The organism is Anaerobacillus alkalidiazotrophicus, assembly GCF_001866055.1.
The window spans coordinates 144,790-165,157 of record NZ_MLQS01000001.1 but is presented as its reverse complement, the minus strand read 5'-3'; the positions used below and the strand labels follow the sequence as shown (position 1 = coordinate 165,157).

The following is a 20,368-nucleotide window of genomic DNA, read 5'->3' as shown; positions in this document are numbered from 1 at the left end:
AGTGGTTAAAGTATAAATTAAGCTGAAATACAATACAGGAATATTGTAAAAGGTTTTTTGGTAAAATACACTCAGAAACAAAAAAACATTTTGAAAGGAAGTTTATCTACAGTGACACAATCGAAATCACAAGAAGTTAGACAATTTCGAGCACGAAAAGAAGCGCAAAATCCCCACGGTAAAGTAAAGTCTTTTAAAAAGCTAGCTGATGAAGCGAAGAAAGAGTAGACAAAGGATTAACCTACTAGTGAAGCACTGGTAGGTTTTTTGGTCGATAATTAATAAGCAGTAACCCCCGACCTCAAAACGGAAGAAAAACGAAAAGTTTAGGTGGGGGATTAACTGCCTCTAAAGGTCCGATAATTTGAACTAACAATCAGTGGGGGATGAAGGAAACCCCCCACTGATTGAAGTTCAGCTTTATGTAGCCCATTTTTAGTAATTATGAAATTCGCTCAGTTCCTGTCTTAAATGAATAATCTTTTGAAAGTTGTACATCATAATATTTGAAGAGGACATAGTCCTTTTCAATACCATACAGTCCATGAACTATTCAAACAGATGTAAGGAAAGTAATTCTTTTTTGAAAACGTAATATCTCAAGGGTGTGATAACATTGAACAGTTTCGTTCAATATTCAGAAACTCTTTGAAATGAGGTGTCTACGGGAAAGAAAAATCGTTACGGCCCTAGATCATTATTTTTTGAATAGATGTTAAGGGTGTATGGTTTAATAGGAAGGGTGGTCACAACCAGTGGTCATCCTTCTTTACACATGTAAGTGGCATCCGTCTTTGTTAGTAATAGGGCTATAAAGCTCATTGGAAAAGGAGGAGGAATACGAATGAGTAATAATAAGCAAAACCATAATAATAAAAATAATAAGAAACAAAAAAGTGGAAATAAACATAAAACAAGTGGTAGTGCTAATAAAAAGAATGACTATCATTAATGAAACGAAAAAGAAGGTACCTATTAGTAAAACATGCTTCAATTTTCATGAGGAAAAAAGTGAATTCAAAAGATAAATAACGGAGAATTTCGCATTCAAATTCCACACAAGTTAACATTGTAATTTGCATACAAAACGCACAGATATGAACATCTGTGCGTTTTTATCCTGTGTTCTTTTCTTATTGCACTAATGCTCTGCTAACGGACACAGGAGACCTTATTTTACCGATTTGATAAAATAATTCGAGTTAAAGGACATGAGGTACGTTATTTCATAAAAATCTGCTATGTTTGGTGCTAAATTAAGTAAATAACGCACCTCATGACCGCTTACTCTTTTAAAATACCCCTTTGTTCACAAATAACGTCTCTTGTCCGATAAACAGCGCTTATTACACTATTCGAACAAAAATGTTAGTCATTTGAATAATCCTTATGTAAGAATTAGAGTAGTTACTCCTTGCCATCCCTTTCCAATCTTGAATACCCGAAAAACTTAAGTTATCACTGTAATACGATTTGCTAAATCCCTTGCATATTTTAGTATAAAGGTAAACAAAATATTGATATAACAACAAAAATAGCGTACCACATCCTATGCGAATTGGTACGCTATCTCTATTGCTATTTGTTATTTTCTCTCCCGAAGCTGAGCCCGTTACTATTACAAGGCCCTTCTCCCTTTTTTGCTAATTTTAGATAATTCCTTTAACCTTCTCTTTTCTTTGTTGTACCACTTCTTCAGTTTGATTAGGAGTATTCATGTAATAATAGAACACGCCCATAAATAAGCTTCCACCAATAATATTTCCAATAGTTACAGGAACAAGGTTGTGAATTAATCCATTTAATGAAATTGTATCAGGATGATTTAATACTAATGCAATAGCGAACGTGCACATGTTAGCAATACTATGTTCATAACCAGATATAAAGAAACAAAAAACAAACAAAACCATTGTAAAAATTTTAGCCCCTTCATCCTTTTGCGTCATAGGGATAAAGAATGCAAGACAAATTAGCCAATTGCAGAGAATTCCACGAAAGAATAACTCTAGCCAAGGAGTGTTCATTTTTTGGTCAGTCACATATAATAAAAAGCTATTAACGGAATGGTCATTAAAAAGACCAGTAAAATAAATAAGAATGGCAAAGCAAATTGCACCAAGAAAATTACCAACATAGCTCATAGCTAATAACTTTACAACATCTATTCCGTTCATTTTTTTCCGGAGGGCTGTATAAGTATAGTAAAATGTATTCCCTGTAAATAAATCCCCACCTCCATAGGCAATTAAAATGATTGCACCACCGAAGGTAATGGCTGCCATTGGATACGTTAATGGCGAACTTTCTAAATAAAAAAGGTTTCCTGTCTTAAAAGCCACAATAACTCCAAAACCAATAAAAAGGCTAGCTAACATTGATCTAAGAAGATAGCGAATTCGACTTTGTGAGTAAACCTTTTGTTTTTTTAATGCTAATTCCTCAACTTTTGAAAGAGCGACAATTTCCATTGTATATTCACCTTTCCTTTTAATTAGTCTTAAACTTTGCGCTTCATAGATTAATGAAGGAAAGTGGAAGAAAAATATTGAATTTAAGATATCCATTACTTTATCACACAAAAAATATTAAGGGAATCAAAAGTTTTGAAGGTTCAAAATCCCTTCATATACAAAACGCTTTCATTGTTAAAGTTAGGTGAACTATGAATAGGAGAGTTGAAATTAATAAAGCACTAAAGCAGATAGCCAGTAAAATAACTGTGCCACTGTTTTTTTTTTTTTTTTATTTTGAGGAAAAAGGAGCAAAAACCGACAAATTTTCACATAACTCTTGTATAATGAAACTAATCAAATGTAAATAAATGTCCTGGGAAAATCATGATATTAAAAACTATAGCGATTGGAGAGAACAAATGTGATAATCAAATCGATTAGAAGTCAAATGCTCATATATTTGTTAGTCGGATTGCTTATCTTGTTTGGTTTTTTAATATATGTTGTAAATAAAGAATTAAATAGACTACCCGAAAATGTGTTAGTTCAATTTCAAGAAATTTCAAAAGCTAGAGCTGATGGAGTCCAAAAAGAACTAGAAAAGTTCCTCTTTGAAACGAAAATTATATCACAATCTCCTATTATCCAATCAATGGAATTGGGAAAAATCCAAAATTACTTGCCACATTTAGTCGTTGAGGGGAAACATAGAAATATGACCATTGCTGATTTAGACGGTAAAGCTTGGACGACAAAGGGTGATTACATAGATATATCAGATCAAGAACAATATCAAAAGATTATTTTAGAAGGTAGACCGAATTGGATCTCACAACCTTTTATTAGTCCATATGCAGATCAAGATATTCCAATTGTTATCATTTCCCATGAAGTCAAAAGAAACGCAGAATTAGTAGGGTTAGTTAACATTGTTCTGTCTAATAAATTCCTTAATTACGTTGTTCAAAGCATTAATCTAGGGGAAACAGGTTATGCATGGATTGTTAATAAAGAAGGTAATATAGTTGCACATTATGACCAAGTAATTGGATATCATAGGCATATTTCAGAACTGATACCACCTACTAATAACGATAACGTTATTTTTAAACAGGAAGAAGATTCAGGATGGTTTAAGTATAAGGATTTTCATGGCAAAGAAAAGTTTACTTTTTACAAATCAATTGAAGGATCACCTGATTGGACGTTACTTCTAACGATTAATAATGAAGAAGTGTTAGGGGAAATTAGTAATGCTCGTATAAAGATCATTTTATTTTTTGTGTTGGGTATTTTCTCTATGAGTATATTTGCTTTTTATTATGCGACTTCTATTTCAAAGCCAATCCTTAAACTAAAACAAGTTTTTGATAAAGCAGAAACCGGTAATTTAAATGTAGTCGCGAATGAAAATGTAAATAATGAAGTAGGTATGGCAGCTAAGAGTTTTAATAAAATGCTTAGGCAAATTAAGAAATTAACATACTATGATACATTAACTAACTTATATAATTTAAATGGATTTTTATTAGATTTACCTTATAAAGTAAAACGACTAAAAGATAAAGATGTAGTTATTGCCATTGCGGTTATTTCAATTGATGATTTCAAGCGGATTAATAGTTTAAGCGGCTATAGAGGTGGTAATTTAGTTCTTAAAAAGTTAGCTTATCAACTTCAAGGTTTTATAGAAAGCGGTGAAGGAATAGGCAGGAATTTCGGTGATGAGTTTATTTTATTATTAAGGGAAGAATCTTTAGAGAAACTAGAGAAACGAATTGAAAGATTATGGGTTCAGTGTAGAACCGAGATGAAAGTAAAGGAAAATGAGTATCACTTAAAAATTTCTATTGGTGTTTCTATTATGGATACTTATTTGACTCCGGTTGAAGATGTTGTCAATCAAGCGAATATCGCTAAGAATCAAGCGAAAAAAGAGGGCGGCGATCGCTATCAGTTTTATGATTTAGAAATTAATGAAAAGATCAAGCTAGAACAAAAAATAGAGAATGCTCTCTATCATGCGATCAAAAAAAAGGAATTGTATTTAGTATATCAACCAATTGTTGAAATAAAAACAAATTCGATAATTGGGACAGAAGCATTGATAAGGTGGAAACACGAGAAATTTGAAAGCGTTTCTCCACTTAAATTAATCGAAATCGCAGAACAATCTGGTTTCATTATTGATATTGGAAAATGGGTTATAAGGGAAGCGTTAGTTCAAACGAAAAAATGGCATGATTTAGGTCACTCATCAATGTTCGTTTCGGTAAATATTTCTACTATTCAATTTGATCAACCAAATTTTGTTGAGATGGTAAAAAATATTTTAGAGGAAACTTCAGTTCCGCCTCAGTTTCTTGAACTAGAGATAACAGAAACAAATGCTATGACCATGGTTGAAGAAAAGTTAGTAAAAATGAGGAAGTTGAAAGAAATGGGAATTCGTATTGCAATTGATGACTTTGGTACCGGATACTCATCTTTAGCTTACTTTACTAGGTTTCCTATTCATACACTTAAGATTGATCGTTCATTTGTAAATGGAATTTTTCACGATGAAAATGCCAAAACCATTATTACGACTATAATTAATATGGCTAAAACGATCAATATTGCTACTACTGCTGAAGGAGTAGAAACACCAGATCAACTCAAGTTCTTACAGGGGCAAGGCTGCGATAAAGTACAAGGATATTTCATTAGTAGACCCGTCAAATCTGATCAACTTGAAGCATTGCTTAAGGAAAAGATATAAATAAAGAGGCTGTCCAAGAAATGTCGCCTAAAAGATATTAATAGGAGAATGAACCATTTTCTATTAATGTATCATTTATGTTAACTGACATCTTTTTGGAACAGCTTTTTGATTATTCTCCTACTTTTAAGTCGCTTAAGTTTTGTAAAAGATTTTTAAGCATAAATATCTTGTCGGGTTGAAATTGGGATTTTTTATAGATAAAATTTATACCACTCTTACTGCCCCTAAAGGTCCGATATAGAATAACTTTCATCGGCGAAATCTGATGATTAGTTATTCTTATGCTCGTGGTATAAGTTAAACTAACATTAAAATTTTCTTGATTTATTAGCATTATTCAAAATAAATAGGTACCCATAGCTAGTACAATTTGATCTTTCCAAATTCTTTTCGCGACATATTTCCCAAAAATCACTGCTAATATGACTAGTTTTACTGGATTAATTAAGTTATTATTAACAAAGTGATTATTAAATAAATTGAAAATTTCGAACGGTTATTATATACATTCTAATATATTAGGTGGGGTAGAAATAATGACAAATAACATGGCTANAAGAGAAAAGAGTATTGTCTTTATAGGGTTTATGGGTGTAGGGAAAACGACGATTGGAAAACTTGTTGCAAAAAAATTATACCGTGATTTTATCGATATTGATCAAGTGATAGAAGAAGAATATGGAATGCCGGTTTCGGAAATATTCGGAAAAATTGGCGAAAAAGCATTTAGACAGAAAGAAAAAGAAGTTATAACAAACCTATCTAAACAAAAGTTGAAGATTATTTCTCTTGGTGGTGGATCATTTTTACAAGAAGAAATAAGAGAAACATGCTTGTCAAACTGTATTGTTTTCTTCTTAGATTTATCATGGGAATCTTGGAAGGAAAGAATAAGTTTAATTATTGATAGTCGTCCGGTATTAAAGGGCAAATCATTAGAGGAAATAGAAAAACTATTTAATGATAGACAGGAAATATATTTAGCACATCATTCGAAGATAGAAATGGACAACCAAGAAGTTCAAGAAATAGTTGATTACATTGTAGAAACCTTAAAATTAGGGTTTGAATTATATGATTAGTCAGTTTCGAAACGAATCTTTAGAGAACAATGCCTAAAACGCTTGTTCTCTATTTTTATGGGCTATTTTCTTTTGTGGATTTTTTAAAGATTTTACTTACAGTTTCCCTTCATAAGCCAATTCTAACCTGTGACACTATATGACAAATGTCATGTCCACTACTTGACGTTTATGACTTAATGTTATGATATTAGTTTTTTATAATAAATACAGTGTTTATATTGTTAAGTTCGGAGTTTAGAGGGGGAATAATGAAATGAATGTAAAAAAAATAGCAACCTTAAAAAAAGATGTGGCTCCATATGAGAAAATTGATATACGTTCAAGTATTATTCAGATCGTTAACACAATTGGCCCGTTGTTTATTTTGTGGTACGTAGCATATTTGAGTCTTTCTATATCCTATTTTCTGACAATGCCAATTTTAATTGTTGCTGCAGGTTTTATGGTAAGAACGTTTATTTTGTTTCATGATTGTTGCCATCAATCGTTCTTCAAAAGTCGAACGGCCAATGATATAGTAGGTACTCTTACTGGAGTATTAACACTAGTTCCTTATCAACAATGGAAGTATACTCATACTGTACATCATGCGACGAGTGGAAACTTAGACAAACGAGGAACTGGAGATATGTGGGTTCTTACTGTCGATGAATATATGGCTTCACCATTGTGGCGTAAAATTGCGTATCGTGTTTACCGCAACCCATTTATTATGCTGTGCATCGGTCCAATTGCTGTGTTTTTAATTGAATACCGTTTTAATCGGAAAGGTGCAAAACGAAAAGAAAGATTGAACCTTTATCTTACAAATATATTAATTGTAGCATTATATGTATTTCTGGTTTGGTTAATTGGCTGGAAGGCGTTCGTGATGATTCAAGGGCCAATTTTCTTCCTGGCGGGATTACTTGGCATATGGTTATTTTATGTACAGCATCAATTTGAACAATCTTATTTTGAAAATGACGATGAGTGGAGTTTTGTTCAAGCCGCAGTTGAAGGAAGTTCTTATTATAAGTTGCCAAAACTTCTGCAATGGATTACTGGGAATATTGGATTTCATCACGTTCATCATTTAAGTCCTCGTGTTCCTAATTATAATTTAGAAAAAGCGCATAATGCAGCGGTCCCACTTCAAAAAGCAACAACTATTACACTTAAAACTAGTTTAAAATCACTAAGCTATCGTCTTTGGGACGAAGAAAGTAAAAACTTTGTAAGCTTTAAAGATGTAAAACATTTTTTAAGAAAAAATGGTACGATAGAAAATAATAAAGTACAATATGAAAAAGCAGATGTTCGATTTGCTAGGAAAACAAATTAACAGTCGGGTTGATGGATTTCATAATTTCAAAAATGAGCCGCATGAATATATATTTAGTTATGAACGGCTCTAAGTAACTAGATATAGCGTCTTAGTGGCGAGAATGCTTAATAATGAAATTCATTAATGCTATAAAAATAAGAAAGAAAAGCGCAAGCGCCTTGGTCACGAGCGATAGGCGCTTGCGCTAGACAGTTTCTAAGTTAGAAATTTATCCCACACTTAAGGGGCAAGTAAGACCCCCACCCTCAAAACTTAAGAAAATCGAGAAGTTTAGGTGGGGGATAAACTGCCCCTAAAGGTCCGATAAGTTGAACTAACAATCAGTGGGGGATGAAGGAAAACCCCCACTGATTGAAGTTCAGCTTTATAAATTCTGATTATAAAATAAAGGCGGGAGCACTTGTGAAAGCATTAAAACAGAAATTTCTTGAAAATACTGGACTTAGTCCTTATGTTTGGATTGTTTTTTACATTCTCCCTTTTTATTTTATTTTTCAGTCTTCATCAACTCCACAAATTATTATAGGAATTATTATGATTATTGGTTTCTTTATATGCTATGTGCTATCCTTTGTGTCTAAAGGATGGCTTGTCTATTTTGGGACGAGTGTCCAAATTGGTATTTCAGCTGCCATGGGTTTACTATTTGGGTATATTTACTTCTTTCTCTTTTTGGCTTTTTTTACAGGGAATCTTAAAAATAAAGTTGCGTTTATCGTTCTATATATTATCTTACTAATTAGTACATTTTCTACTATTTATTATGGTTTGGTTACAACTCATTATCGAGTCTTAATAACACAATTGCCATTTGTTGTTCTTAGTGTAATAGCTGTTATTCTTCTTCCAGTTAATACTTATAATAAAAATAAAGAAGAGGAACTTCAAGGGAAATTAAATGATGCTAATAAGCGTATATCCGAATTAGTTAAGTTAGAAGAAAGGCAAAGAATCTCTCGAGATTTACACGATACTTTGGGGCAAAAGCTCTCATTAATTGGATTAAAGAGCGATCTTGCGTCAAAATTAATTAATAAAGATCCAATGCAAGCCCGAATAGAAATGAAAGATGTTCATAAAACGGCTAGAATTGCATTAAAGGAAGTAAGACAAATGGTTACACAAATGCGTGGGACAAAGTTAGAAGATGAAATATTTCGTGTCAAACAGATATTAAAAGCTGCGGAAATAGAATTTATTTTACAAGGAAATCCAAAATTAACGAACACATCACTCATTGCTGAAAATGTAGTGAGTATGTGTATAAAAGAAGCAGTTACAAACGTAGTTAAACATAGTAATGCTGCTAACTGTTCAGTAGTCATTGAACCTAGACAAAATGAACTTGTTGTAAGAGTAATAGATGATGGAGTAGGTATGGGAAATTCTCTTAAAAATATGAGCGGAAATGGTTTACAGGGTATGAGAGAGCGGCTCGAATTTGTAAACGGAAGTTTAGAGGTTGTCTCAAATTTAGGTACTACCGTAACGATCAAAGTACCTAACGTTTTCAATCAAATGAAAGAAGGAGAGGGAGAAGGATGATTAAAATTGTCATTGCTGAAGACCAGAAAATGCTACTTGGAGCACTTAGTGCATTAATTGATCTAGAGGAAGATATGACAGTTGTAGGGAGAGCCGGAAATGGAGAAGAGGCTGTAAAGTTAGTACGACAGCATAAACCAGACATTTGTATTATGGATATCGAAATGCCAGGAAAAAGTGGACTTGAAGCGGCAGAAGAACTTAAAGGATTTGGCTGTAAGGTCATTATTTTAACTACATTTGCGCGTTCTGGCTATTTCGAAAGAGCTTTAAAAGCAGGAGTGTACGGTTATATGCTGAAAGATAGCCCAAGTGATGAATTAACTAGTGCAATCAGAAGTGCCATGAGTGGGAAACGTATTTATGCACCAGAATTAGTTGATGAGGTCTATAGCGAAGAAAATCCATTAACAGACAGGGAAAATGAAGTGCTAGTTTTAATGTCTGAAGGTAAGAGTACAAAAGAGATTGCCAGTAATTTATTCATTACAACAGGAACGGTGCGAAACTATGTATCATCTATCCTTGATAAATTAGAAGTGAGTAACCGGATCGAGGCAATTACTCGCTTCAAAGAAAAAGGCTGGTTTAAATAAAGAATATTATTATATGTTTTTCGAAATTGCATTATCTTTGTAGTATTTTAAGTGAAAATACCTTATTATAAGGGCAAACACCATTAGTTGAAGGATACTATGAGACAAGATCAACACCAAGATAATAGATTTTACAAACAACTTTGGTTTGCCTGGGCTAGATTAATTTTAATGCCACCAGTTGGGATCTACACATTATGGAAATTTGGCCATTATTCTAAAGGATTACGCATAGCATTAACACTTGTTTTTGGCTTGCTTTTCTTATATATGATTACCGGGGATGAAATGAGATTCTAAGTGGATATATCTTCATTAGAGAATGAATAAGCAGTAGTAACCCTTATTTAGCATTTATGTCATTAGCTAAATAAGGGTTTTTCATATTGTAAAAGCAAACTATAAAAGAATTCAGTTTACAGTTAAAAGTAGTGTTGTTGCCTTATCAATTTTTTGTGTAAAAGATCATGTCAAACAAGGAATTCTTAATTTAACGTAAAACATGGGAGTGGTGGTGATTTAATAATTTCTTAGAGAGAGAGCAAAGGAGCTGTATCGATAAAGTGAAGGACTTATGGTTCAGGCATGACCAAAGATAGACTAAAAGTTCATTGCTTTGTTGCATCTTGTTTGACCTCCTATCGTATGTTGTGATATTTGTTATTTGAGAATTAATGTAAATAAACTATTAAGAGGCTAAATCCACTACTGATTGAAGAGCAGATTGTGCGACTCGGTTTTGATAATTATGAAAATCAGTAATCAATTAAATTGTTTTAATACAAAAAAGGTCGTATTATTAGTTCATATTAGTAAACAATACCAATAGTCATTTGGTGTTAAAAAATAGTGGAAAGAGGTGTTTGGATGGGGCAAATCGTGGAAATTGCTTACGCTAATTTATTATCGCCGATGATTTTATTTTTTTTGATGGGTATTCTTGCAGTGTTGGTAAATTCTGATCTAAAAGTTCCTTCAGCTTTTTATGTTGGATATACAATGATTATTTTATTTACAATTGGTATTAAAGGTGGAGTTGAACTAAGAAATGTTTCATTTTTGGAAATGCTACCTGCAATTTTTGCGGCGGTTTTCCTAAGTATAATGATGTTATTTATTGCTTATTTTATTGTGAAAAAATTGTTCCGGTTTTCTATAGTTAATTCATGGGCTATTGCTGCTCACTACGGTTCAGTAAGTGCGGTCACTTTTGTTGCAGGTATAGCTTTTTTAGACAAGGTTGCTGTATATTATGAAGCTTATATGTCAGCGATACTAGTGATTATGGAAGGTCCTGCAATTATTTTAGCGATTATTTTTTATAAAATGTATGTGCAAAAGAATGGGGGAGAAAATAACAATCCTAATTCGAGTTTGCAACATGTTGTAAAGGAAGCTTTCTTTGGAAAGAGTATCTTTTTATTACTAGGGGGAATTTTTATTGGGTTTGTCGCTCATACCGATGGTCTAATAAAAATTCAACCACTATTCGGGGACTTATTTTATGGAGTCCTATGTATTTTCTTATTACACATGGGTATGATTGCGACACAAAGTATTAAACAAATGGAAAAATTAAACCCACTCTCTTTTATGTTTGCCTTTATTCTACCAATTATTGGTGGTACGATAGGGGTACTTGTAGGTAACGTAATTGGATTATCTTTGGGTGGTGCCTTTATTCTGGCAATTTTAACGGGAAGTGCGTCCTATATAGCAGCTCCGGCCGCGATAGAACAAGCTATTCCAAAAGCTAGTTCTGGGATATATTTAGGGTCAGCACTTGGGTTAACGTTACCATTTAACCTAATTATCGGTATACCATATTTTTATTGGGTTGCTACAATGCTATATTAAGAAGATAGATTAAGGATATGGGGATGAAAAATAATGGCAGAAATTAAGTATGAAATTATTGAGACATTTGGTAAGGTCTCTGAAAACGCAAAAGGATGGAAAAAAGAATTAAATTTAATAAGCTGGAATGATCGTCAACCAAAGTATGATTTACGAGATTGGGATTCCGATCATAAAAAAATGGGTAAGGGAATTACTTTATCTAAAGAAGAACTACTAGAACTTAAGGAAATTTTGAATAAAATGGAACTATAAAAATAACATTGCAATGGCGTATCGAACTAATCACAGTTTGATACGCCATTTTCATAGGGAATTTTAATTTTATAACTACCAAAACCTTGCTGCAAAAATGTATATCTAGTTGTAGGAATGATGATTTATGAAATTCCTTAAATTGTTTATCTATTTAACGCAGTTGATATAATGTCTTTTTCTTTCTGTTGAAAAAAATCAAACCTATGATTATATAATCCATGGATTGATCGAAGTTGCAAAGGGAACTTACCATTGTGTAAATAAAGATTGTCTTTTAGCATTGGTAGGATTAAATTGTACCTAACTTTATTAATTGTGTTTACTTCATCTAGAAAACGATGTAAAACGTCTTCATTAACGTACAGTTGATTGTTATACATAAAAATATGTTCGTAGTTAGCCAGCACTTTATTGCCAAAGGTTAAAGTAGAGTTAAGATTTTCAATAGTAATTTTTTGCTTGTTTGTTTCGTTATATATCGTTCTTTCTGTAATCGCTCTTTCAAAGAGTTTAGAAGTATCTACGTATCTTTCATATGGGTGCCCTTGTAGAATAACTGTTACATAATCATAACCATTTTCTTTAGCGAAACTAACTAAAGTATGTTTTGACGCACTTGTATACCCAGTTTTTCCACCAGTGACAGTCTCGTCATAATATGGACTCTGTTTTCTTATTTGTTGATTTGTTGCTCTCCAGTTGCGGACGACTATTTCTCCATCTTCTCGGTGAAAATTGGCCCTATAGGTAGGAGTACTAACTAAAGGAAGAAAATCTTTATATTGAGCAGCGTAAAGTCCTATTTTTGCAAGGTCCTCAGCAGTTGTATATTGGTCAGGATCATGATAACCATGTGAATTAACAAATTGTGTATTTACAGCTCCGATTTCCATTGCTTTTTCATTCATCATTTTTACAAAATTCTTTTCTGAACCAGCAATATGGCAAGCAACTGCAACTGCAGCATCGTTTCCGGAAGGTACCATTAATCCGTATAATAATTGTTCAAGAGTTAAGACATCACCAGGTCTGATATGAGCTTTCGAACTATCAAATGGGATACTTTCAATCTCTTCTGAAACAATAACCGTGTCTGAAATATTTCCAAGTTCTAAAGCAAGAAGAGCAGTCATGATCTTTGTAGTACTTGCTGGATATAATTTTTCATTGCTATTTTTTGAGAAAAATATATTATCAGGTGTGTTTTCAATAATAATCGCAGCTTCAGCTTGAACAGTTTCTTTGAAATTAATCTGCTTTTCTATAGGTCTTATTTTAGTTGGGTTAATATATGGTGTTGAATTAATACCGTTATTAAGTTGCAAGGGTAACGTAAAAAAAGCCTTAGAATTTTCGATATATAATTCACCATTATAAATAGTTAAGAACTCTGACAGGGGGTAAAATGTTGATCCCTGATAAGTAATCTGTGGGTGTTTAGAAGAACTGTTATCAATAAGAAAGCGTTCCACTTGAGCGACGATAGTTTCCTTTTTTGCCGCTTGTACAATGAAGCTTTCTGGAACAATGGTAGATATAAAACCACATGTTAAAATAATAAAAATCATCTTAGCAACAACTTTTCTCACACAACAGCCTCCCTAATAGTAGCTCATATTAATGATGAATATATGAAAGGTAAATTTGGATTATTCCATGATAATACTTCAATAATTATTATAGTAGAAATATAAATGCCCGAATAGAGTTAGATAAATGATTTTTATAATAATTTAAGACGATGGATCAGCTACCAAATTCTTATGTTATATGTGGTAGGAGGGGAGAAACTCAAAAAATAGGTGGTATCGTGCATAACCTGTGTAACATAGCGCACAACGGAGTGATGATCGAACATAATGGAGTGTGAATCGTGTAAACCCGAGTCATAATTGCAAATAATAAGTAAACCCTCGAAGTACAATAGTTAACCATGAAATTAGAGCAAACGAAATATTTAAGTAGAAATAAATGCCTAAACACTTGAAATCATGTGATCTTTTCAAGTGTTTAGGCATTTATACTACGTTGTAACAAAAAAGTATAAAAAAGATAATAAACAGAAAAGTCTAAAAACCTTTGTTATATATTCTATCAAAAATTCACAAAAAAGACACAAAGCGTGTAAAACTATAACTATCGTTTCATCAATTTCTTAAGGGGCATTAAGACTTCCAAATAAAAACTTAAGAGAAACAAAAAAGACTAGATGGGATATTTCCCTGAAGGTCCGAAAAGTTCAACTTACAAGCAGTAATTGAAAATTATTTACGGTTTGAAGTTAAACTTTACCATATTAACTAATTAAAGGGGCTAAAAACATGAAGATTAGTAGTTTGTTTACATTTAAAGATGAAAGGATGAAAGTATTACATTTAACTTGGATTGCTTTTTTTATTTCCTTCTTCACTTGGTTTAATATGGCTCCTTTAGCGACAACGATGCTAGAAAGTATGGATTGGCTAACGAGAGAACATCTGGCAGCCTTAGCTATATTAAACGTGGCACTTACTATTCCGGCAAGGATTGTGATCGGGATATTACTTGACCGTTTTGGTCCGAGAAAAGTTTACGCTGGACTATTGCTTGTAATGGCAATTCCGACTTTTGCTTTTGCCTTCGGTAATAGCTGGATGCAATTAATGATTTCACGATTACTTATTAGTAGTATAGGGGCAAGTTTTGTTATTGGAATTAGAATGGTCTCAGAATGGTTTCCGCCAAAGGATATTGGATTTGCTGAAGGAGTTTACGGTGGTTGGGGTAATTTTGGTTCAGCCGTGGCAGCGATGTTGCTTCCGTGGATCGCCTTAACGATGTTTGGTGGTGAAAATGGTTGGCGATATGCAATTGCATTATCTGGTTTGTTTTGTATTATATATGCTTTTATTTATTACTTCTCTGTTAAAGATACACCAGAAGGTAAAGAGTATATCCGTCCAAAACGAAACGGAGCAATGGAAGTTAGTAGTTGGGGTGACATGGTTCAACTAATCCTTTGGACAATTCCTTTGGGTGGTGCACTTGCAATATTAGCATGGAGATTAGAAGGACTTGGGTTTATTACAAGTACTGCCTTGCACGTTAGTTATGGAGTTATACTTTTAACATTTGTATATCAAGTATATAAAATTCTTCAAGTGAATGTACCAATCTTGAAGAAGGGAGTTCCAAAGGACGATCGTTATAAATTTAAAAATGTAGCGGCCTTGAATACTACTTATTTTGCTAACTTTGGGGCTGAACTAGCGATTGTTTCAATGCTACCGATGTTTTTCCAATTGACGTTCTCGCTTACACCAACATCAGCAGGTTTAATTGCAGCGTCGTTTGCTTTTATTAATATTGTAGCTCGTCCACTTGGTGGTATTCTATCCGATCGTATGGGAAGCAGAAGAAATACGATGTTGGTATATATGTTTGGGATATCAATTGGCTTAGTGGCAATGGGCTTCATAGACTCAGGTTGGCCGTTAGTTTTAGCTATTTTAATTACTGTTTTAACATCAGTATTTATACAAGGGGCAGAAGGGGCGACGTTTGCGGTTATTCCAATGATCAAAAAAAGGATTACTGGACAAATTGCTGGAATGGCTGGTGCATACGGGAATGTCGGTTCAACGATTTATTTAACACTTTATACGTTCGTAACACCTCAACAGTTTTTCTTCATTTTAGCATCAGGAGCGTTTATTAGCTTTCTCGTTTGTTTCTTCTTTTTAGAAGAGCCAGAAAATGCTTTTGCAGAAGATTATTATACGTCATCTGTAGACGAGGATACGAATGCGAAAGAGTCACTCGAAACATATGAAGAGAGAAAGGCTCTTTAATCTGCTATTAATTAACTGAAAATTTTATATTTTTAAACGAAGGGGAAGTTAGAAGGTCTTCTGACTATAGAAAAAAGCTGAGTGATACACAGAATTATGCAGGGGGTAAAAATTATGGCAAAAAAACATCTAGTTTTAGTTGGTAATGGTATGGCTGGTGTGCGTTGTATTGAAGAGATTTTGAAATTAGGTGGGAACGAAGAGTTCGAAATCTCAATTTTTGGAGATGAACCCCACGTAAATTACAACCGAATTATGTTGTCGGCAGTGTTGGCTGGGGATACAACGGTGAAAGACATCGAACTAAACAGTTTAGAATGGTATGAGGAAAATAACATCTCATTATATGTAAATGAAAAAGTAACTAGAGTAGATAAAGAAAAACAAGTGCTCTATACAGATAAAGGGAGAGAGACTTCTTATGACCATGTAATTTTAGCTACTGGATCTAATCCTTTTATTCTTCCGGTTCCAGGTGCAGATTTAAAAGGAGTCATTGCTTTTAGAAGTATTGAAGATTGTGAAACGATGATTGATGCTGCGAAAACCTATAAAAAAGCAGTTGTCATTGGTGGGGGATTACTTGGATTAGAAGCCGCTCGTGGACTATTAAATTTAGGCATGGAAGTCGATGTTGTCCACTTACCAGAATATTTAATGGAAAGGCAGCTTGATGAGGTAGCATCAGGATTATTACGCAAAGAATTAGAACAACAAGGTATGAACTTTTTAATGTCTAAAATGACAACAGAGATTTGTGGTACAGACCGTGTTGAAAAAGTGAAGTTTAAAGATGGAACTGAAACTGAGGCAGACCTTGTTGTCATGGCAGTTGGAATAAAACCGAACATCGCAGTCGCCGTTGAAAGTGGTATTGAAGTGAACCGAGGCATTGTTGTAAATGACTTTTTGCAAACTAGCGCTGAGAATATTTATGCTGTTGGTGAATGTGCCGAGCACCGAAATATGGTTTACGGTCTAGTTGCACCGCTTTGGGAACAAGGAAAGGTACTAGCAAACCACATTACTGGAAAACATCAAGAAGTGGGTTACGAAGGTTCAGTTCTATCAACGAAACTAAAAGTTTCAGGAGTAAATGTATTTTCAGCAGGTGAGTTTCTCAATACGCCAGAATCCAAAAGTATTCGTGTGCATGATGAATTTGTTGGTGTATATAAAAAGGTTGTTATTCAAGATAACAAAGTCATCGGTGCCGTATTATATGGGGACACATCTGAAGGAACAAAGTTATTTAACATGATACAGTCCCAGGATGATATTTCAGGATTATCTAGCGTAAACATTATTCAAAATGTCGGTACTGATGATGCCGGCTCTACAACCACATTATCTGATCAAGATACCGTTTGTGGCTGTAATGGGGTAACAAAAGGAGAAATTGTTCGGGCGATTAAAGAAGATGGGTTATGTTCGGTAAATGAGATTAGCAGTTGTACAAACGCTGGTCGTTCTTGTGGATCTTGTAAACCAATTGTAGGTGAGATACTTGCTGAAACGATTGGTTCTGAATTAGCAAGTGCTTCAAATAAAGAAACAATTTGTGGTTGTACAGATTTATCTCATGAGGAAGTAGTAGAAGAAATTCGAGCAAAAGGGTTAACACATACAAGAGAAGTAATGAATGTTCTTGGGTGGAAAACAGAAGATGGATGTTCAAAGTGCCGACCAGCACTAAACTACTATTTAGGGATGGTTCAGCCTACCAATTACCAAGATGAGAGAGAATCTAGATTTGTAAATGAACGTATGCACGCTAATATACAAAAAGACGGTACGTATTCAGTAGTACCTAGAATGTATGGTGGAGTTACTAATCCAGCTGATTTGAGAAAAATTGCTGATGTAGCAGAAAAATATCAAGTGCCATTAGTAAAAGTAACTGGAGGGCAAAGAATTGATTTAATAGGTGTGAAAAAAGAAGATCTACCTGCTGTTTGGGAAGAGTTAGGAATGCCATCTGGTTACGCATATGGAAAGACTTTAAGAACTGTAAAAACATGTGTAGGAGAAAGTTTCTGCCGTTTCGGAACACAAGATTCAATAGGACTTGGAATTGCTCTTGAGAAAAAATTTGAACGATTAAACACACCACATAAAGTGAAAATGGCCGTTTCTGCTTGTCCAAGAAACTGTGCAGAATCAGGAATTAAAGATGTTGGAATTGTTGGAATAGAAGGTGCATGGGAAATTCATGTAGCTGGAAATGGAGGGGCAACCTTAAGAAAAGGAGATTTATTTGCTAAAGTAACAACAACCGAAGAGGTAATAGAGATTACAGCTGCATTCCTCCAATATTATCGCGAAACGGCAAGATATTTGGAAAGAACCTCACATTGGGTTGAACGTGTTGGACTAGAGAATATTAAAGAAAAAATATTAAATGATGACAAGTTTCGCTCAGAGTTGGTAGAAAGAATGGAAGTTACACTATCAACGTTAGTTAAAGATCCATGGGAAGAAATTATTGAAAGTGAAACGTTGAAGGATGAACTGTTTAAAAATAAACGAATTGAAGTTTTGCAATAAGAAAGTGTACCTTTATAAACTTTTGGGGGGATATTCAAATGGAAACTGTTGTGAAAAATAATCGTCAAATTAAGGTTGCAAGTCTATCAGAGCTGCCGGTACAGTTAGGAAAAGAAGTTATCGTAAATGGACATGAAATAGCATTATTTAAGTTAGCTAACGGGAATGTAAAAGCCATAGAGAACAAATGTCCACATAAACAAGGTCCTTTATCTCAAGGGATCGTAAGTGGTGAGTATGTATTTTGCCCACTGCATGATCGGAAATTATCTCTTGAAGATGGAGTTGTTCAAAAACCTGATACGGGATGTGTAAAAACTTTCGAAGTAACGGTTAAGGGAGATGACGTTTTTATTCAACTGTAATAAATAGAGTTAATCGTTAATGTTATCATTAATTGTTGGAAAATAATAAACTAGTAGATTTTCATTTAAAAATCAAGGCGTGGTGGGGATATGTAATTACAAGCTTTTCCACCATGCCTTACCTCAATATAATTAAACATTAATAAGACTAAGATAAATGCAATAAGAGTTTACTAGATGTTAGAGGGAGTGTCTCGTAATGAATAAAGGAAAAGTATATCTAGTTGGGGCTGGACCTGGAGATAAACAACTAATTACAGTGAAAGGGTTACAATGTATTCAGAAGGCCGATGTTATTTTATATGATCGGCTTGTTAATCCATTGCTATTAGAGGAAGCCCCAGTAGGAGTGGAATTAATCTATTGCGGAAAACTTCCTAAACAACATATAGTAAGACAAGAGAAGATTAATGAACTTCTTGTTACGAAAAGTAAAAAAGGTAAAACAGTTGTAAGGCTAAAAGGTGGAGATCCAAGCGTATTTGGCCGTGTTGGGGAAGAGGCTGAGGTACTTGCACAAAATGAAATTGAATTTGAAATAGTACCAGGTATAACTTCTGGAATTGCCGCAAGTTCGTATGCCGGTATTCCCGTCACCCATCGAGATTATGCTACCTCTTTTGCGGTTGTAACTGGACATGATAAATCAAAAGATGGAGTGCCTCATATTGATTGGAAGAGTTTAGCTAAGGGCATTGATACGATCGCTTTTTACATGGGAATTGGTAATTTAGCCTATATTACAAGTCAACTAATAAGACATGGGAAATCCAAACAAACCCCTGTAATCCTAATCCAATGGGGGACATATGGTCATCAACAAACGTTAGAAGGTACTTTACAAACAATTAGTCAAAAAGCAGAAGAGGAAAGGTTTCAAAATCCAGCTATTACATTAGTAGGTCCAGTTGTTTCCCTGAGAGAGAAGCTGAAGTGGTTTGAGAAAAAAACACTTTCTGGCAAAAGCATTGTTTTAGCAAGAACAACAGCAGGAGAAGGAGAAGTTGCTCAAAAATTAACAACTCTTGGTGCAGATGTATTTCAATTTCCGCGTTTCGAGTCTCAATCTTTACTTTTTGATAAAAGTACGAAGAGAAAATTTCAAAAAGTTACTCATTACAAGCAAGTTTTATTTACATGTCCAACAAGTGTAGATTTATTTTTTGAAGCACTTTCACTATATGGCATGGATATCCGTTCTATACAAGGAACGTTTTTTGCAAAATCGATAAAAACCGAAAATGCTTTAAAAAAATATGGGTGTACGTCTCAACCTGATTCAGAATTATCTTTTTCTAGCAATTTATTAATGATTGGTGGTAAAACAAGTGACCGTGCACCGGTACCACTTAATAGACGTTTAGACTATTTGGCCTTGCATCAAACAAAGTTAGTTGAACAATCGGTAGAAACTTTACGTCGACTTGAAACGGAAAAAATGATGAATACAGTTATTTTTCCAAGTGCAAAATCAGTGGAAGTTTTTATAGATACTCTACAAGCAAATAAAATTAATACAAATGATTATTTTGCAAATAAAACAATCATTACTTTTGGTGAAAAGTCTCATCAAGCAGCACAAGTTGCAGGCTTGAAAGTTGATGACTGTTTATCAAAGCCTTCTATTGATGAATTAATCAAAACATTAACATCTCAAAAAGTATTGCAATAATAAAGCAGTGGTCATTGTACCAATGCTTTTTTTGCTGTTGTAAAATAAGTAGTTATTGATAAGTTT

Annotated in this window: 15 protein-coding genes; 13 read left to right on the top strand and 2 right to left on the bottom strand. The window is 33.8% G+C overall.

Annotated features, from left to right (window positions below; all coding sequences use genetic code 11):
* The first annotated feature begins 111 nt into the window (after nt 1-111).
* Nucleotides 112-228 carry a DUF6254 family protein gene (locus BKP45_RS22830; protein WP_245712494.1) on the top strand — a complete coding sequence of 39 codons (117 nt, stop codon included), beginning with the start codon at nt 112-114 and terminating at the stop codon, nt 226-228.
* Nucleotides 229-1,649: 1,421 nt separating this feature from the next.
* Here BKP45_RS22830 and BKP45_RS00740 read toward each other — a convergent pair.
* The gene (locus BKP45_RS00740; RefSeq protein WP_071387960.1) at nt 1,650-2,471 is read right to left on the bottom strand and encodes a formate/nitrite transporter family protein; all 822 of its coding nucleotides are present in this window, start codon (nt 2,469-2,471) and stop codon (nt 1,650-1,652) included.
* Nucleotides 2,472-2,877: 406 nt separating this feature from the next.
* Here BKP45_RS00740 and BKP45_RS00735 point away from each other — a divergent pair, with 406 nt between their 5' ends.
* The 8 genes from BKP45_RS00735 to BKP45_RS00700 all read left to right on the top strand — a co-directional run bounded on the left by BKP45_RS00735 (nt 2,878) and on the right by BKP45_RS00700 (nt 11,885).
* Entirely contained in the window at nt 2,878-5,217 is a 2,340-nt protein-coding gene (locus BKP45_RS00735) for a bifunctional diguanylate cyclase/phosphodiesterase (protein WP_071387959.1), read from the top strand.
* A 539-nt stretch (nt 5,218-5,756) separates the two neighbouring features.
* Nucleotides 5,757-6,302: a shikimate kinase gene (locus BKP45_RS00730; RefSeq protein ID WP_071387958.1), complete on the top strand. Its 546-nt coding sequence runs from the start codon at nt 5,757-5,759 to the stop codon at nt 6,300-6,302.
* A 256-nt stretch (nt 6,303-6,558) separates the two neighbouring features.
* A complete protein-coding gene (locus BKP45_RS00725; protein ID WP_071387957.1) occupies nt 6,559-7,629 on the top strand; it encodes a fatty acid desaturase in 1,071 nt (356 codons plus the stop codon).
* 405 nt (nt 7,630-8,034) lie between these two features.
* Nucleotides 8,035-9,177, top strand: a complete 1,143-nt coding sequence (locus BKP45_RS00720; RefSeq protein ID WP_071387956.1) for a sensor histidine kinase — start codon at nt 8,035-8,037, stop codon at nt 9,175-9,177.
* Nucleotides 9,174-9,773 (top strand): response regulator transcription factor, encoded by a 600-nt coding sequence (locus BKP45_RS00715; protein WP_071387955.1) that lies wholly within the window; start codon nt 9,174-9,176, stop codon nt 9,771-9,773. Before BKP45_RS00720 ends, BKP45_RS00715 begins: the two co-directional genes overlap by 4 nt.
* Before the next feature lie 99 nt (nt 9,774-9,872).
* Nucleotides 9,873-10,073 carry a hypothetical protein gene (locus BKP45_RS00710; protein WP_071387954.1) on the top strand — a complete coding sequence of 67 codons (201 nt, stop codon included), beginning with the start codon at nt 9,873-9,875 and terminating at the stop codon, nt 10,071-10,073.
* Nucleotides 10,074-10,640: 567 nt separating this feature from the next.
* Nucleotides 10,641-11,630, top strand: a complete 990-nt coding sequence (locus BKP45_RS00705; RefSeq protein ID WP_071387953.1) for a sodium-dependent bicarbonate transport family permease — start codon at nt 10,641-10,643, stop codon at nt 11,628-11,630.
* A 33-nt stretch (nt 11,631-11,663) separates the two neighbouring features.
* Nucleotides 11,664-11,885, top strand: coding sequence for a YdbC family protein (locus tag BKP45_RS00700; RefSeq protein ID WP_071387952.1), 222 nt, complete (start codon nt 11,664-11,666; stop codon nt 11,883-11,885).
* A gap of 146 nt (nt 11,886-12,031) precedes the next feature.
* Here BKP45_RS00700 and BKP45_RS00695 read toward each other — a convergent pair whose 3' ends face one another.
* On the bottom strand, nt 12,032-13,477 hold the full coding sequence (locus BKP45_RS00695) for a D-alanyl-D-alanine carboxypeptidase family protein (protein WP_071387951.1): 1,446 nt from the start codon (nt 13,475-13,477) through the stop codon (nt 12,032-12,034).
* A 732-nt stretch (nt 13,478-14,209) separates the two neighbouring features.
* Between BKP45_RS00695 and BKP45_RS00690 the strand changes: the two genes are divergently transcribed.
* The 4 genes from BKP45_RS00690 (at nt 14,210) to cobA (ending at nt 20,302) form a co-directional block, all read left to right on the top strand.
* Nucleotides 14,210-15,718, top strand: a complete 1,509-nt coding sequence (locus tag BKP45_RS00690; RefSeq protein WP_071387950.1) for a NarK family nitrate/nitrite MFS transporter — start codon at nt 14,210-14,212, stop codon at nt 15,716-15,718.
* Nucleotides 15,719-15,832: 114 nt separating this feature from the next.
* Nucleotides 15,833-18,265: a nitrite reductase large subunit NirB gene (gene nirB, locus BKP45_RS00685; protein WP_071387949.1), complete on the top strand. Its 2,433-nt coding sequence runs from the start codon at nt 15,833-15,835 to the stop codon at nt 18,263-18,265.
* A 38-nt stretch (nt 18,266-18,303) separates the two neighbouring features.
* Nucleotides 18,304-18,630, top strand: coding sequence for a nitrite reductase small subunit NirD (nirD, locus tag BKP45_RS00680; RefSeq protein WP_071387948.1), 327 nt, complete (start codon nt 18,304-18,306; stop codon nt 18,628-18,630).
* Nucleotides 18,631-18,829: 199 nt separating this feature from the next.
* Entirely contained in the window at nt 18,830-20,302 is a 1,473-nt protein-coding gene (gene cobA, locus BKP45_RS00675) for a uroporphyrinogen-III C-methyltransferase (RefSeq protein ID WP_071387947.1), read from the top strand.
* Nucleotides 20,303-20,368 lie beyond the last annotated feature (66 nt).

What these genes read in the sequence shown, in the direction of transcription:
- BKP45_RS00740 (WP_071387960.1), bottom strand. Translation starts at nt 2,471, where the DNA reads ATGGAAATTGTCGCTCTTTCAAAAGTTGAGGAATTAGCATTAAAAAAA.
- BKP45_RS00725 (WP_071387957.1), top strand. Translation starts at nt 6,559, where the DNA reads ATGAATGTAAAAAAAATAGCAACCTTAAAAAAAGATGTGGCTCCATAT.
- BKP45_RS00715 (WP_071387955.1), top strand. Translation starts at nt 9,174, where the DNA reads ATGATTAAAATTGTCATTGCTGAAGACCAGAAAATGCTACTTGGAGCA.
- BKP45_RS00710 (WP_071387954.1), top strand. Translation starts at nt 9,873, where the DNA reads ATGAGACAAGATCAACACCAAGATAATAGATTTTACAAACAACTTTGG.
- BKP45_RS00705 (WP_071387953.1), top strand. Translation starts at nt 10,641, where the DNA reads ATGGGGCAAATCGTGGAAATTGCTTACGCTAATTTATTATCGCCGATG.
- BKP45_RS00700 (WP_071387952.1), top strand. Translation starts at nt 11,664, where the DNA reads ATGGCAGAAATTAAGTATGAAATTATTGAGACATTTGGTAAGGTCTCT.
- BKP45_RS00690 (WP_071387950.1), top strand. Translation starts at nt 14,210, where the DNA reads ATGAAGATTAGTAGTTTGTTTACATTTAAAGATGAAAGGATGAAAGTA.
- nirB (WP_071387949.1), top strand. Translation starts at nt 15,833, where the DNA reads ATGGCAAAAAAACATCTAGTTTTAGTTGGTAATGGTATGGCTGGTGTG.
- nirD (WP_071387948.1), top strand. Translation starts at nt 18,304, where the DNA reads ATGGAAACTGTTGTGAAAAATAATCGTCAAATTAAGGTTGCAAGTCTA.
- cobA (WP_071387947.1), top strand. Translation starts at nt 18,830, where the DNA reads ATGAATAAAGGAAAAGTATATCTAGTTGGGGCTGGACCTGGAGATAAA.